This window comes from Wolbachia endosymbiont of Nilaparvata lugens (genome assembly GCF_007115045.1).
Taxonomy (GTDB): domain Bacteria; phylum Pseudomonadota; class Alphaproteobacteria; order Rickettsiales; family Anaplasmataceae; genus Wolbachia.
Genome location: NZ_MUIY01000001.1, coordinates 994,230 through 1,009,638 on the forward strand (window position 1 = coordinate 994,230; position 15,409 = coordinate 1,009,638).

Here is a 15,409-nt window from a genome sequence, read left to right on the forward strand (position 1 = left end):
TTAGTTGTTAGAGCCCAAAAGGCGCGAAAGCCATTTAGTTAACCAAAAGTTGCCCGGTAGTTTACCAGCTTCTTTATCCCTGCTATTCACAATTTGACATCCAGAATTCTGCAATGGCTTATAATCATTAAAATTAATATGGTCTCCTTGCTTTAAAATAAATGTATCTGCATCTAAACTATTATCAATACTAACATTTAATGTAATATTGAACTCTTTTTCGATTGTAGAAACCATATCACGCTTATTATTAAAAATGTGCGCTATAACTGCACTGCGTGCTATTAAATCAAAGGACTTATTTTGATTTTTATTAGCAATATGTTGCAAATCCCTTAGTATCGATGCAACAACCACTTCGTTTGATTTCACCCTTCCAATACCTTTACAGCGTAAGCACTCTGTAGTATTAATTTCCTGTATATTTGGTTTAATTCTTTGTCTTGAAAAGACCATTAAACCAAAGTCATTGATAAAGCTAAATTGAACTTTAGCTTTATCATCTTTAAACGCCTGCTTGATAGCAAATTCAACATTTTTGCAATACTCAAGTTTCAACATATCAATAAAATCAACAACTATTAACCCTGATAAGCCCCTGAGATTCGCTTGCCTTGATATTTCAGATAATGCCTCCATATTAGTTCTATAAGCTGTTTCTTCTATGTTATCTTCTCCTGTCATTTTCCCTGAATTTACGTCTATTGAAACAAATGCCTCAGTTAAGGTTATCACCAAAGACCCACCAGATGGCAATTCTACTCTATTGCTATATAATTCAGAAATTTGATCTTCGACTCGATAGTAAGTAAAGATTGGAACAAAGCCTCTATATAACCTAGGACGTAATTTTCCTTGTAACACATTTTTAGTGTATTTTCTTACCGCTTCACAAACTTCTCTATCAGATACTATAATTTCTGTATCATTACTACAAAAGTCACGTACAGATCTCATAACTACATCTGCTTCGTTGTAAATTAATGATGGAACATTTAAAGAAGAGAAGTTTTGCTGGATATTTTGCCATAATAAGGTCAAATTATTGTAATCTTGCTCAATTTCTTTCTTACTTTTTCCTGCACCAACAGTTCTTACTATCAAACCTGAGCCTTTTGGTAAATTTATTGAATTTAATATATCCTTTAACTGTTTTCTAACGTTGGTATCTTCAATTCTGCGAGATACTCCACCCCTACTTATGGAATTGGGCATGAAAACACAGTATCTACCGACCAAAGTTACGTATGTTGTAAATGAAGCTCCTTTATTTCCTCGTTCTTCTTTAGTTAATTGAACTAATAACTTTTGATTTACTGAAATCACATCTTGTAACTTATATTTTCTATGTAAAGGTACCCCCCTCACAAAACCACTGCTGGATTCATTACTAGCTGTAGAATCTAGGCCTTCTTCTGTGCAATTATCATTTGAACAGTCCACACCGCTCGAATAGTCTTCATCAGGGAAAATTTCTTTCTCTTTTTCTGGAATATTAAAATAATTTAGAGATATCTCAGAAAAAGACAAAAAACCTTGCTTATTTTTTCCATACTCAATGAACACGGCCTGCAAAGCAGGCTCTATACGCTTTACATAAGCAACGTATATATTACCTCTTAATTGTTTTTTTTCCTTGAATTCTTGTTCAAACTCTACAACCCTACCATTAACTAGTAGGGCAACCCTTACCTCGTTAGAACAGGTAGTACTTTCTATCAACAATAACCTTTTGCCATCACTCACCACTTATTTACCGTCTACTTTCCATTCTGAAATGTTCTTATACTACTTAATATATTATTGATTGTCAAGAATTTTGCGATCTGCATTATTGGGTTGACTTTCAGTGTTTTGCGTAATAAACTTGCATAGAGTTTATTATGTCACTAACAATTATGGCGAAAAAAAATGCTTCTTTGCTTGTCAAGCTAGTTAGCACTGCAACTAAAACAACAAAAACTGGAGAAGAGAAACTAACAGGCTATTTTTGTGTAAAAAAACGTAATCCTAAGAACCTTCCCAAGAAGCTCGAGTTTAGGAAGTATGACCCAGTGGTCAGAAGACACGTATTATTTAAAGAAGAAAAATTAAAGTAAGTATATTATCATGCAAAGCTTACAGCTAAAAGGAGTGTAGCTTATTGCTCACTAGTTATACTGTTTTGAATTAGAGAAAGTTTGTTTGAGGTTTTGAAAGATTACGGTAACTTATATAAGTTACAGGAAATTGAGCCACCTGAATAAGGGCTGAAAATGGTAGCGTTTTTGTCCTGATCTGGTCTTTTTATTGCTTAAATGGGACTTGATCTGACACTTTAAATGATCCAGATAGTCTATATACCATCACACTCTGGGAACATACACTTAGAGGTTGTTCACAAACTTTTGAATTCTTTTGTTAAACTTTTACAGAAAAAAATTGCTTGCGCATATTTTAAATCTGACTATAATCATAGTAAAAGATATTTTAAGAGCTCAAAATTTATCTTTATCTGCAGACTTTTTTCATTAAACTCATTAAAAAATGTGGCGTATCTTCTTCAGCGTACGTGGGTGCACATACATACTTAATCTCTGTCGTATGTGCGCCGCACTTTTTTTTTCTAATCTTTTTTACACAGGAGGATTTTATGTCCAGAATGCCAGATACTTGATCTTTACTTTAGCTAAAAACCAATAGGCGCCTATGGTTTTTATAAAGAAAGTTTAGAAAATAACCAAAAACCACTTGCCATAAAAAGTAACTATATTAGTATGATATTCACATTTATATGTTAATATAGATATAATCAGATTAAGGAGTATATTATGGTAAAATTTACACAAGATTCTGCTTCATTGACAGTGTATGGTGTTGATTTACTTAATTTGTGCCACAGACAGTGTGAAAATAAATACGAGGGTAATGATTTATTGACAAAAATTAATAGATCTTAGTGTAAGGCTGACTGTAATAGAAAATTAAAAGCTCCTGAACACCATTCACCAGAAAAAGTAACACTTAGTGAACAGTTAACAGATATTGCAAGTAATCTCCGTTTTGAGAGCATAAAATTATCGCTTATATCAGATGAAATAGACAATTACAATTCAATGTCTTTTTAATTAGAGTAAAAGAAGATATTGGTTATCTTCTTTTTTTTTATTTCTATTATTAACTACTTGAATTTAAGTTCGTTCAGGCAAGATAATTATGAGTAAAAATAGCAGATGCAAGTAGCTGGCACACAGCTGTACGAGCATTCATTTTTGAGGGTATAGCAAATGGTGTCATTCAAGTAGCTGATATTGGCTTGCCCTAATCTCATCAAGAACGTTGTGCTTTAACATAATATTTTTATGCTTACCAACTTAACTGAATCCCAGGCTGGGATGATATACTTCTGGTAGATAATGTCGGTATAGTTGTGATTGGAATAGAAAGCACTAAGTTTGCAATGCTATCTGAATAGATAAAAGAACTCATTACTCAGTGAAACAAGACTTGAAATTTTGTGCAATGCTGCTGATTATATCTAGATATGCATCCTTTCCAGGCTCTACATCTGATCCAATAGGATCAAGAATCACCATTTTTACGTCACTAGAAAAGACATTAGGCTTTATGCTATCCTCTCGTGAATGAGAAACAATACATTTAACGTTTTCCTCTTTCATTACCTTTTTTAATTTCATTAAACTCTTCATACCTATGTAAGAATCCTCTTCTATAGAAAGAATGGCGCTTGGGTAACTTAAATCAAAATATTTTTCGAAATATTGATAAGCATCGTGAGTAACTATGTATTTTTGATTTTTTAACTCATCCAATTCTTTCGTAATTTTTTCTACTTCTTGGTCTATCTTTCTTATAGTCTCCTCTGCGTTAGTATTGTATCGATAGGCATTTTCTTTATCTATATTAGATAATGTTGCACTGATAAAAAGTATCATACTTTTTGCATTTTCAGGACTCAGCCAAATATGCAAATCTTTTTCATCTTGAATGTGACTAGAAAATGAATGCGGTCGAGCAGGAAGTAGATCGATTGCACTTGATAGCGGTATTAACTTCTTATTTTCTTTAGCGAAAGTTTTAATGAATGTTTCCAAAGAATCATCGATATAAAATATAATATTACTAGATTCTAATTTACTTGCGTCTGAAGGCCTGAGCATGTAGTTATGTTCAGACACTACTTCGTACATTAGTAGTTCTGGCTTTGAAATTCCATCTGTAACAGAAGCTACAAGTGAGTGTATAGGTTTGATTGTAGCTACAATTTTTAAATTGGATGAAAAGGCACTATTGTAGTATAATGTAAATGAAAGTAATAGAAAAAAAAACAGTAAATGTCTCATATAAATGTTGAGAAAAAGTCAATTTTTGCCAAAAAATTAAGTAGTGTCAATAACTGCATTCTAAAAATAGAAAACCTTACTCTTTCATACAGTAATAAAAAAGTTCTTGATAATATCAACATATCAGTACAAAGAGGAGATATAGTTACAATACTTGGTCCAAATGGCGGAGGTAAAACCTCTTTAGTGAAAGCAGTTGCTGGTATAAATAAAGGTTTTATTGGCAGTATTGTATTCGCTGACAATATAAAAATTAGCTATATGCCACAAAATTTTAGTATTGGTAATTTGATGCCAATAACAGTTGAGTCTTTCCTTTTCAATAGCTCCTCGAAGAAATTGAAGAAAAATCAACCCATTGTTACAGAAGCAATAGAATTGGTTGGTATCGGTAACATTCTAAAAAATCAAGTATTAGAAATCTCTGCAGGACAAACACAATTACTGCTGCTTGCACGCTGTTTAATTTCAGAATCTGATTTGATCATTTTAGATGAGCCAGTCAGTGCAATGGATATTAACGCACGAGCTAAATTTTATGATATTATAAATAAAATCGCAAAAGAACGATCAGTGTCGATTCTGATGACTTCTCATGACCTTCACTCTGCTCTACCATCGTCAGATTACATAATTTGCATAAATAATACTATCTATTATCAAGGTAAACCTGATGCAATTATGGAAATAAATGAAATATTTGGCAGTTACGCAGCGAAATGATTCAAAATATTCTACGCCTTCTGCAAATAACTACAGTGCTAACACGCTACAATGTGTTACCTTATTTACTTCCACCATCAAAAAAATCAATAAATAAAATACAAGGTCATAAACTAAAGCGTGCTCTTGAAAGATTAGGTCCGGTGTTCATTAAATTTGGGCAATCCATTTCATCACGCACTGATATTTTAAATGAGGACATAACAAATAACTTGCTATTGATATGTGATAGATTGCCATCATTTTCGTATAAAATAGCAGTTAAAACTATAGAAAGTGAGTTTAATTGTAAATTAAGCGACATTTTTTCAAGTTTTTCTGAAAAGCCAATTGCAGCAGCATCAATTTCTCAAGTGCATAGAGCAGTTACAACTGCGGGTAAGGAAGTTGCTGTAAAGGTTTTAAGGCCAAATATTGAGAAAACCTTCTCAAGGGATATAAAAATGCTTTCTTGGCTTGCAGAAATTGCAGAAAAATTTAGTGAACAATCAAAAAGGCTGAAGCCAGTTGAATTAGTCAAAACTTTTGCTGAAATTTGCCGATTAGAGTTAGATCTACGCTTTGAGGCTGCCCACTCTTCGGAACTGAAGGAAAATACTAAACATGACAGAGGTTTCTACGTACCTGAAATAGATTGGAGTAGAACTTCAAAAAAGGTTTTAACATTAGAATGGATGGAAGCTATACCAATATACGAAGTTGAAAAGCTGAATAACCGAAAGCAAATAGCTATCAATCTTATAGAATCTTTTTGTAATCAGGTATATAGGGATTGTTTTTTTCATGCTGATATGCATCCTGGAAATTTAATGATCGATAGTAATAACAATATTATTGCCCTGGATTGTGGAATCATGGGTAGAATAGATCGTGAGACATGCTATTACGTTATAGAGATACTCAAAGGCTTTTTAAATAGGGATTATGATCACGTTGCAAAAATGCACTTTAGAGCCGGTTATGTTCCATCACAGCATAGAAATTTTGTTACAGCTTGCAGAGCAATAGGTGAACCCATTGTTGGACAGCCTATACAGAAGATTTCATTTGCTCGATTACTTACTCAGCTATTAAAAATAACTGGTGATTTTGATATGAAAGTTCAAACACAATTGTTATTGCTGCAGAAAACTATGATTTTATTAGAAGGAACATGTAGGAAAGTCTATCCAGAAATCAATATGTGGAAAGTAGTTGAAACATGGATAAACAGTCAACATGAAAGTAAAATAGGGTATAGGGAAAAAATTAAAAGCTCTTATCCCATCAAAACAATCCAAGGGATATTTAGCCTTATAGAAAAATTAAACCTAATAGCTGACAAAAAATTACAAGTTAAAAATAGATCAAATGGAAAAATCTATTTTTTATTGTGGTCTGTAATTATAATTCTAATTGTTAAAATTCTAATTTCTTGAACTAAAAGATAATAGAAGCAAGTTTACAATCAACTATTTAAGTCTTGAAACCACTCAGGTTCACATTCACTCGAATTGTCAAGGTATTTTCAGGATGTATAAAACTTTCAGTAGAGTTTAGAGAAGAAGTAAAAACCTTAACTCTATCTTAAACTGATAACATTACCAAATTCAGTGCTTGTCACATCACTCAGTACTGTACTTGCTTTATATGAACAGTAGCATCCAATTGTAAGAAAGACAAATGTAGCTACAGCAAGTGGGATACATATTGCTAAACTAGATATTGTTAAACATGCACCAACAGCAAATACTCCAGATAACACAAAAGAGGAAGAAGCATAGTTACTTTGCCTTCTATTGTAAATATTTGCTTCTGAAAGTTTTTTGTTTTTGTTCTTTAAGTCTTGATTTTGAGCTTGAAGTTCTGATCTCTCTTGCCTAAAATCCCTTTCTAACTGTAAAATTTTGTCAGTGTCTCTTTCACTTACGACCTTATTCAGCTCTTGCTCTTTTTCTCTAAGTCGAATTTTTGTTCTTTCAAGTTCACCTCTAAGGTTTTCAAGTTGACTTTTTTCTCTAGTAAGTCGAGCTACTTGATCAGTGAAAGTGTTAATCCTTGTTTGCTGAGCTGATCTTTCCTGCCTTAAATCCCTTTCTAACTGTGAAATTTTGTTAGTGTCTCTTGTTCTTTCACTTACAACCCTACCCAACTCTTGCTCTTTTTTTCTAAGTTGAGTTCTTGTTCTTTCAAGCTCATCTCTAAGGTTTTCGAGCTGCTGCAATTCTTGAGCAATAAACTCATCGTTTATTTCTGATTGAACATTATGTGTATTTGCTACAGGTTGCTCTGCACTTGCAGGAAATTTCTCATTGAGACAATTTTTAATAGATTCACTTGGATTATTAACATTACTCAACACAGCGTTGACAATTTCACGATTTATGAAGCAGTTATCTTCTACTAATTTTTTCACATCATCCAAATCTTTTGTATTAATAACATCAATTAATCGCTCTTTCATAGCTTGTTCAATGATTCCCTTCAATCTTGAATTTTGCTCTATAGCTGATATTGGTTTTATTTGACTAAAATCTAGCTCCTTATGTTTTAAAAGTTTAGTCAATACTTCTTTGTTATCTTGTGTTATTCCTTGTAAACATAATTTGATAATAAGGCTAAGTGGTGTTTCTATTTCTCCATTTAAATTTCTTTTCCAGCAATTAGGGTTGAATTCTTGATTTAATAGTCTTTTTGCTCGGTCAATATTTCTGTTAGAAAGAGCATTTAATAATTCTTTTCCTGTTTGTGCTTTTTGTATTTCTATTATCAAATGCTCAGCACGATTTCTTCTAGCATATTGCTCAGGATTTTGAAAATTTTTATTTGGTAGATGAATACTTATTCTCGGATGACTCAGTAAGAGTTGTAACACTTTCTTTTGTTGAAAGCACATTGCTAGATGCAAAGCTGTATTGCCATTAAGTTCTTCATGAATATTAACATCTATGCTTTGGTGAAATAGAAGTAACCTAATCATACTCTGATATTCTTTTTCTGCTCCAGAGCCTGAAGATAAATTATTAATTATAGATATCAAAGGTGTCATGCCTTCTTCATTAAACGTATTAACATTCGCACCTTCTGCCAGGGCTCGCTCAAAATCTCCTAGATTTTCATCATCAATAGCTTTAAATAATTTTGTTGTTGATTGTCCTGAAGTTGTTTGATTTTGAGCTCGTAATCCTACATCACTAACAACCCTTCTTCCAAAATCTACATTATTTTGCGAAAGCATACTAAATTCTCCCCAACCTATAATTTATTAACATAATTATAAAAAAACAAAGAAGATTGCAAGTAATTTAGTTAAAAATTTTAGAACTAATTATGATTCCAAAAATTTTTCTGCATCAAGTGCAGCCATGCACCCTGTACCTGCTGCAACTACTGCCTGGCGATATACCTTATCTTGAACATCACCAGCAGCAAACACCCCTGCCCTACTGGTTAGAGTTGTTCCAGGTTTCGTAATTATATAACCTTGCTGGTCCATTTCAACAAAGCCCTTAAAAATACCTGTATTTGGCGCATGCCCAATTGCAATGAACACTCCATCTACTTTCAATTCCTGGGTTTTATTGATGTCTGTCGATTTAATTGTAATGCCAGTAACTTTTTTAGGATTTTCTTCTCCAAGAATCTGCTCTACGGTATGATTCCATATTACCTTTATCTTATCATTTTTAAAGAGCCTGTCTTGCATTACTTTCTCTGCTCTTAACTTATCACGCCTGTGTATCAGTATAACTTCCTTAGCAAATCTAGTTAAAAATATTGCTTCTTCAACAGCAGTATTTCCACCACCAACCACAGCTACAACTTTATTTCTAAAAAATGCACCATCACAAGTTGCGCATGCCGAAACTCCGTAACCTTGAAATTTCTTTTCACTCTCCAGGCCAAGCCACCTCGCTTGCGCACCAGCTGCGATTATAATTGCATTCGAATAGTAGTCACTAGCATTACCACAAGATCTAAATCTAGATTCATTAGAATCCTCAAGTTGTTCAACGCTTTTTATTTCGTCATCTATTATCCTTGCCCCCACCTTCTCTGCATGCAACCTCTTCTGTTCCATGAGTTCTGGACCTTGTATAGAAAGAAAACCTGGATAGTTTTCAACATCCGTAGTAATTGTAAGCTGACCACCAGGTTGCATTCCTGTTACTACAATTGGCTCTAAGTTTGCACGTGATGCATATATAGCAGCAGCATAACCTGCTGCTCCAGATCCAATAATAAGAACTTTTGTACTAAATCTATAATTCTGCACTGTGTGAGTTTAGATAATCAGCCACTCCTTCATCGCTTGCCTGCATTGCTGGCTTGCCTTTTTTCCACCCTGCTGGACATACTTCACCATGCTCTTCATTATGTTTTATTGCATCAATAATTCTAATAAACTCATCGACATTACGTCCCAAAGGAAAATCATTTATCGATTGATGACGTACAACAAATTTATCATCAATAACAAAAGTTGCTCTTAGTGCAATTGAGTCATCATATAAGACCCCATAGTCTCTTGATATAGACTTTTTGATATCAGACACTAAATTGTAGCTAACCTCTCCAATACCACCATCATTAACTGGAGTGTTTCGCCATTTATAGTGTGAAAATTTTGAATCTATACTTATTCCTATCACTTCAACATCACGTTTTGAAAAATCTTCTATTTTGTTGCTAAATGATATCAACTCAGTTGGACAGACAAAAGTAAAATCAAGTGGATAGAAAAAAAGGACAGCATACTTATCCTTTATATGTTTACTTAAACAGAAATCATCAACTATTTTTCCACTAGCAAGAACAGCCGAAGCAGTAAAATCGATAGCGGATTTTGTTACAAGATTCATAACTAACCTATTCATTCTTAATATTTATAATTTTATACCTTGATACATTTACATGCAAGTTTTCTTTAGCCCCAATCTTATAAAAACTTCCTCTTATGGCTGTGAAAATGTTATGATAAGAGCTAATTTTCATGAGTAGTGAAATACCCAAATATTACTATCTTTCACCTTTTCTCCCTTCAAATTTTTTAACCATTTCTTTTACACTTACATTCGTGGAAGGTAAATTTTTGCTGGTAAGATGGTTGATCGAAGATTTTTTATTCCCTACTGGAAATGAACGAGATTGTTTTCTCTTCACACTGATATCCGTTTGTGTTACTGAAGCAGTTTTGTTTTCAGCAGGCAACACGTTCTTTACTTGATTTTGCTCAAATCTTTCTTTTAATGCCTTTACTTTACTACTCTCGAGAGTCACTTCTTTTTTCATAGCAACTACTAGTACTTTTGGTCCATCAGCTTTTTTTGCTGATTCTTTACCATCTTGATTTTCAGATTTTAGTGGTAGTGTAGGGTTACTCTCAGCTGATTTTTCCACTACTATTTTTTGCTCTGTGCTTACTTTTTCGCCTAAATCTTTAGGCTTTGGTGGTACTGCAGGTTTATCTTTTTTCGGTTCTTGTCTAATTTTTTGATTAAACATTTTCTCTGGTACTGGTGGTACTCTTGGTGGTTTTGGTGGTGCAAAAGATTGAAGTTGTTGTTTCTTCCTATTTTCTCTTTTTGCTTCTATATGTTCTTTAGGAATTGTTGCATAAATCGGCTCCTCTTTAATTGATTGTAGATTACGCAAATCTTTTGTTAAAGATTTGCTCTTTTCCTCTTGATAATTTGATATTTCTTCATACTCAGGATCTTCGTTTAATGAACCTCCATAACCTGAATCTTCTCGCTCATATAAGAGATTTTTCTTTTGCTGTCTATTTTCTAAATTTACTCCATATGACCTATATTTATCTTGACTTCTTTCTATTCGCTCTAAATATGAAATTTTTTGAATAACATCTGTATATTCGATTACTGTTCTAGCAGTTGAAGGAGGCAATTTATCTTTTATAAAATTACTTATATTCCTAATCGAAACATCTCTTCCTAATATTCTATTGAATATCCTAAGAATTAATGGCTTTTTATTTGCCTTCTTTACACAATTATTCAAGTCATCACGTATAACAAGTTTAGCTACATCTTCTGCCTTATCTGTAAAACCCTCTAAAGCATGAGATAAATCTGTTACTGTTTTACCATATTGTTTCTCTGAATTTCCTAGCTTTATAGCTTTGATCAGAGAATCAAGATTTTTTTTATAATCCTCACTTTTAAATGGATCATGCATACTCATTGCAGCTTTTCATTAAAATATAAGGTATAAGTATTAAGATCTAGTAAATATTAGCTTTTTAGTTCATATATAGCTATAGTTATACAGCGATAATGCGTAGCAGAATAACGATTTCGTCATTCTAGTATCTGCTGTTACCCCTTATCTAGGTGTGTAAAAGTGAAATCTAGTTTCGCTATATGACACAGTCTCATACAAGTAGCTTCTAGATTGAGAGTTGTCTTCCGCATTGAACTCAACATTATTTACTACTTTTTCAGTAATAATTTCGGCAAACTCAGGAGAAAGTTCTTTTGCAGAAAATGCAGCATGTACATCATTTTTAACAAAGAAACACGTAGCAAGTGCAAATACTGCTGTTGGTACACAGCACCAAGGAGAAGTTATACTAAAAAAAGTTGTAGAAGAAGTCACTTCTTCCTTTTACTCAACTACGCTGTTAACCCTATACTAACTCTTTGCTCTACGTTAGCTCTATCTAGATTCTCACTAGGCTTTGAAATTACATATGTAATACCACCAGCAACAAGTCCTGTTACTAGAGCAGCAGCTATAGCTATACCAATTAAAGCCAATATCGGTAATGCAACACCAGCAGCAAAACATCCACCACCAGTTGCCAATGCAGCTATAGCACCATAAACACAGCCAATTATTATTGGTTTATTAGTAGTTTTTACTTTGTCTTTTTGTTTACTACTCTCTATTTCAGATGTACTACTTTCATCAGTTATATTTCCTTCAGTTTTAGGAACGAAGACTGTTCATTACTTTCACAATCGGGCATAATACTTTTAAATATTTGTACCACATCAGCATCGTGCTGTGGATTTTTTGATATTGAGTATAAAATCGCTTTAATTATGCTGTTACTATCTTTACTTTTCCAATTAGGTACGACCCTTTTAAGTGTTGTTAGAACATCATCACTAGAACTTATGCTCTTTTTAAGTATATCTAGCCAACCACTAATTTTAGTTTTTTCCTTTTCATCTTGTTCTCGATTTTTTAATATTTCTAAAATCTTACTGGTTTCGTTAAGATAATCTTTTCTTACACTAGCGAAAAATTTTTCTAACATATTATTCTTTTCAGCTACATCTAGAATATTTTTAATAACTTCCTGATTATAAAGAATTGTAGCATGGGCAAGCAGTGTTATATCATGTTCCGCACCGTTTTTGAACTTCAAACTTATATTTGCAGTAGTAAGTACTGCTTCTAATATCGCTTTATCTTTAATTACATCTAAAATATTTTTAATAACTTTCTGGTTACTAAAACCCATAGCATAGGCAAGAGGTGTTAGAGTATGATTTTTACCATTTGAAAGATCGATCTTTATATTCGCAGTAGTAAGAACTTCTTTTAATACCCCTTCTGTTTTAATTTCTTCAAGAATAGGAGTAATATTACCATCTTTTCCTTTTTTTTATTTCATCCCTTAACTTATCATATAATCCTTGTTGTGTTTCATTTAACTCTTCATACTTTGGCATATCAAACTCTCCTATTAAAAATAATAATATACTTTAATTATTATATATTTAAGCAAACAAGTCAATAAATTAATAAAATGCTGTGGTGCCAAAAACACTCAAACAAGAAAAAGTGCTCCGGTGCTCATTCTTTGTTTATAAATAATATTCTTAATTCAATCCTTTGCTTTCTTCTCAATATATCTACATATCAGAATAGACAGCTCATATAATACCAACATTGGAATTGCAAGCCCTACTTGGCTTAGTACATCAGGTGGAGTTAAGATTGCAGCAATAATGAAAATTACCACTATCGCAATTCTCCGTTTATTTGACAAACTTTGTGCAGTGATTAGCCCTACTCTCACCATTAAGGTTAGTATGACTGGAATTTGAAATGCAGTACCAAAAGCGAACGCGAATTGAAGAACAAGGTCTAAATATTCACTAACTGATGGCATAAACTCTATTGGTATACCGAAAGATTTACCGCTATGTTCAAAAGCAATAAAAAATTTCCAAGCTAAGGGAAATATGTAATAATAAACTACAGCAGCTCCTGTTATAAACAAAACCGGTGTTGCAACTAAGTATGGCAATAACACTGCCCTTTCTCTTTTATATAAGCCAGGTGCTAGAAATATGTAGAATTGCCATGCAAACACAGGAAAAGAAAACAACAGTGCACTCATTATTGCAACCCTGAGATATACAAAAAACGCTTCTGTTAAGTCTGTATAGATTAGAGAAAAATCATTGCTATCTTTTGTAACTTCTATTAAAGGTGCAAGTAAAAAGCGGTATATATTTTCTTTAAAGTAGTAACAAAACCCGAAGGTAACACAAAAAAATAAAAAGCAAAAAATAACCCTTTTTCTAAGTTCCGCAAAGTGCTCATAAAATGAAGCATATTTTTGTGAGTTTTCGTTCATACTTTACAATAACGCTATATCTAACATTCTCAGTGAAAAAGCCCATTCATTGTCATACCACGCTGCAACTCTACAGATATCGCCTGTGACATATGTACCAGCTAAATCCACAATTGCACTATAAGGGTTATGGACAAAGTCTATTGAAACTAAAGGCTCGTTACATATGGAAAGCACATGATTTGCTGAATTCTTAAATATTTCGTTTATTTCCTTAGTTGTTGCTCTCTTATCAGCTAAAAATTTAAAATCAACCATAGAAACGTTGCTAACCGGAACTCTAATAGCAGTACCATCTAGCTTACCCTTTAACTCAGGAATAACAGAACCAATTGTTTTTGCTGCTCCAGTTGTAGTTGGCACCATAGAAAGGCCACAAGCTCTTGCCCTGCGTAAGTCTCTATGGTTGCCATCAAGAATATTTTGATCATTCGTATAGGCATGTATAGTGGTCATAAAACCGCTTTTTATACCTAAATTGGAGTGTAAAATGTGTACAATCGGAGCCAGACAGTTTGTAGTACAAGAACCTGCTGAGATCACTTTATGCTCCTTTTTGAGCATATCATTATTTACGCCGTAAACTATAGTTACATCAGCATCTGAAACTGGAGCAGAGACAATTACTCTCTCTGCATTATGCTTTGCTGCTTCCGCACGCTTGTTGAATGCACCAGTGCATTCAAGCACTACATCAACATTCCAAGGAATATTTTCAGGGCTACGTTCTCTATATAAAGAAAATTTCCTGCCATTTATAGATAGCCAATTTTCAGACTCGTTAAAATCAATATCACCACTGAATTTACCATGAACAGAGTCATATTTAATCAAATGTGCATGCTGCTCAGCATTGAGCGACCCATTTACCGCCACAACTTCTATTTGCTCGCTATAGTTTTCTACTTCAAAAATAGCACGCAATACACTTCTGCCTATTCTACCAAGACCATTAATTCCTACACGAATTGTCATTTTTCCATCTTAAAAGTTTAATTATAGGAAATATTTCCTAATATTTCATTCTATTCTTTTAGTTGTTAATCTTAATGTTATAATATATTGATTGACTAAAGAAACTGTATCACTTAATTAATAATGTCTAAATTTTAACTTGGAGTAGGTTATGCATGGATTATCAATAACAAATTCAGATAATCAGTATCAGCAAAGAAAAATAGAAGCATTGCAAAAAGAAAATAAAGGACTGTCAGAAAAAGTGAAAACATTACAAAAAATGTCAGCATTGCACAATGACATGCTAATAATGATACAATGGAAAGCAATGACAGAGAAACTGCGCACAGAAATATTAAAAAAACTGCTAGAAGCACCTCAAGAGGCAGCAGCATTTCAATTAGAAGAAAGAGATGAAGATCAGCAAGTAATAGAAAACATACTGGATATGCAAGAAGAATTTGAATCTTTACAAAATTTGGAAAGTACTACTATTGAACAAACAAATATTCAAGGACAGAGCATATAAACTTGTAATAGTTTGAAACTATTACATATCTACTTCCTTCTTTATCGTTACCCCGGGTGTTGTAAAACTGGGGTAACACCTCCCGCTACGCAAATCACCTACAAAACACAATCTTTTTATTCCCCCAAACAATTAGCTGTGAATTTAATCAATCATATTAATATAGTAAATATTTACTTAATATACTAATATTTACCTTGACTAAACAATTATAGTGCTGTATCATTCATGCTTAAGCTTTAATAGTGAGATAATGATGGA

Annotated in this window: 16 protein-coding genes; 5 read left to right on the forward strand and 11 right to left on the reverse strand. The window is 33.0% G+C overall.

Annotated features, from left to right (window positions below):
* The gene (locus tag BWZ41_RS04925) at window positions 1-1,749 is read right to left on the reverse strand and encodes an Rne/Rng family ribonuclease (protein ID WP_143689590.1); all 1,749 of its coding nucleotides are present in this window, start codon (window positions 1,747-1,749) and stop codon (window positions 1-3) included.
* A gap of 149 nt (window positions 1,750-1,898) precedes the next feature.
* Between BWZ41_RS04925 and rpmG the strand changes: the two genes are divergently transcribed.
* Together rpmG and BWZ41_RS08295 are read left to right on the forward strand one after the other, a co-directional pair.
* Window positions 1,899-2,099: a 50S ribosomal protein L33 gene (gene rpmG / locus BWZ41_RS04930; protein WP_012481745.1), complete on the forward strand. Its 201-nt coding sequence runs from the start codon at window positions 1,899-1,901 to the stop codon at window positions 2,097-2,099.
* A 711-nt stretch (window positions 2,100-2,810) separates the two neighbouring features.
* Entirely contained in the window at window positions 2,811-2,939 is a 129-nt protein-coding gene (locus tag BWZ41_RS08295) for a hypothetical protein (protein WP_277750553.1), read from the forward strand.
* A 528-nt stretch (window positions 2,940-3,467) separates the two neighbouring features.
* Here BWZ41_RS08295 and BWZ41_RS04945 read toward each other — a convergent pair.
* On the reverse strand, window positions 3,468-4,343 hold the full coding sequence (locus tag BWZ41_RS04945) for a zinc ABC transporter substrate-binding protein (protein ID WP_063631102.1): 876 nt from the start codon (window positions 4,341-4,343) through the stop codon (window positions 3,468-3,470).
* On the opposite strand from BWZ41_RS04945, the gene BWZ41_RS04950 reads away from it, so the two are divergent.
* Window positions 4,335-5,066, forward strand: a complete 732-nt coding sequence (locus BWZ41_RS04950) for a metal ABC transporter ATP-binding protein (protein WP_143689591.1) — start codon at window positions 4,335-4,337, stop codon at window positions 5,064-5,066. The genes BWZ41_RS04945 and BWZ41_RS04950 overlap by 9 nt on opposite strands.
* Window positions 5,063-6,484 (forward strand): 2-polyprenylphenol 6-hydroxylase, encoded by a 1,422-nt coding sequence (gene ubiB / locus BWZ41_RS04955; RefSeq protein WP_143689592.1) that lies wholly within the window; start codon window positions 5,063-5,065, stop codon window positions 6,482-6,484. The genes BWZ41_RS04950 and ubiB overlap by 4 nt, the downstream gene beginning before the upstream one ends.
* Before the next feature lie 143 nt (window positions 6,485-6,627).
* Here ubiB and BWZ41_RS04960 read toward each other — a convergent pair whose 3' ends face one another.
* The 9 genes from BWZ41_RS04960 to gap form a co-directional block, all read right to left on the reverse strand.
* Window positions 6,628-8,283: an ankyrin repeat domain-containing protein gene (locus BWZ41_RS04960; protein WP_143689593.1), complete on the reverse strand. Its 1,656-nt coding sequence runs from the start codon at window positions 8,281-8,283 to the stop codon at window positions 6,628-6,630.
* Window positions 8,284-8,373: 90 nt separating this feature from the next.
* A complete protein-coding gene (trxB, locus tag BWZ41_RS04965) occupies window positions 8,374-9,321 on the reverse strand; it encodes a thioredoxin-disulfide reductase (protein ID WP_143689594.1) in 948 nt (315 codons plus the stop codon).
* Window positions 9,308-9,907 carry a peroxiredoxin gene (locus BWZ41_RS04970; RefSeq protein ID WP_017532618.1) on the reverse strand — a complete coding sequence of 200 codons (600 nt, stop codon included), beginning with the start codon at window positions 9,905-9,907 and terminating at the stop codon, window positions 9,308-9,310. The genes trxB and BWZ41_RS04970 overlap by 14 nt, the downstream gene beginning before the upstream one ends.
* A 157-nt stretch (window positions 9,908-10,064) precedes the next feature.
* On the reverse strand, window positions 10,065-11,243 hold the full coding sequence (locus tag BWZ41_RS04975) for a hypothetical protein (RefSeq protein ID WP_143689722.1): 1,179 nt from the start codon (window positions 11,241-11,243) through the stop codon (window positions 10,065-10,067).
* Between the two features lie 147 nt (window positions 11,244-11,390).
* Window positions 11,391-11,663 carry a hypothetical protein gene (locus BWZ41_RS04980; protein ID WP_143689595.1) on the reverse strand — a complete coding sequence of 91 codons (273 nt, stop codon included), beginning with the start codon at window positions 11,661-11,663 and terminating at the stop codon, window positions 11,391-11,393.
* Window positions 11,664-11,680: 17 nt separating this feature from the next.
* Entirely contained in the window at window positions 11,681-11,872 is a 192-nt protein-coding gene (locus tag BWZ41_RS08055) for a hypothetical protein (RefSeq protein ID WP_241653918.1), read from the reverse strand.
* A 107-nt stretch (window positions 11,873-11,979) separates the two neighbouring features.
* Window positions 11,980-12,537, reverse strand: a complete 558-nt coding sequence (locus BWZ41_RS08060; RefSeq protein ID WP_241653919.1) for a hypothetical protein — start codon at window positions 12,535-12,537, stop codon at window positions 11,980-11,982.
* 366 nt (window positions 12,538-12,903) lie between these two features.
* The gene (gene tatC / locus BWZ41_RS04990; protein WP_143689596.1) at window positions 12,904-13,662 is read right to left on the reverse strand and encodes a twin-arginine translocase subunit TatC; all 759 of its coding nucleotides are present in this window, start codon (window positions 13,660-13,662) and stop codon (window positions 12,904-12,906) included.
* 3 nt (window positions 13,663-13,665) lie between these two features.
* Window positions 13,666-14,637, reverse strand: a complete 972-nt coding sequence (gene gap / locus BWZ41_RS04995) for a type I glyceraldehyde-3-phosphate dehydrogenase (RefSeq protein ID WP_143689597.1) — start codon at window positions 14,635-14,637, stop codon at window positions 13,666-13,668.
* Between the two features lie 151 nt (window positions 14,638-14,788).
* Between gap and BWZ41_RS05000 the strand changes: the two genes are divergently transcribed.
* A complete protein-coding gene (locus BWZ41_RS05000) occupies window positions 14,789-15,148 on the forward strand; it encodes a hypothetical protein (protein WP_143689598.1) in 360 nt (119 codons plus the stop codon).
* Window positions 15,149-15,409: the final 261 nt, after the last annotated feature.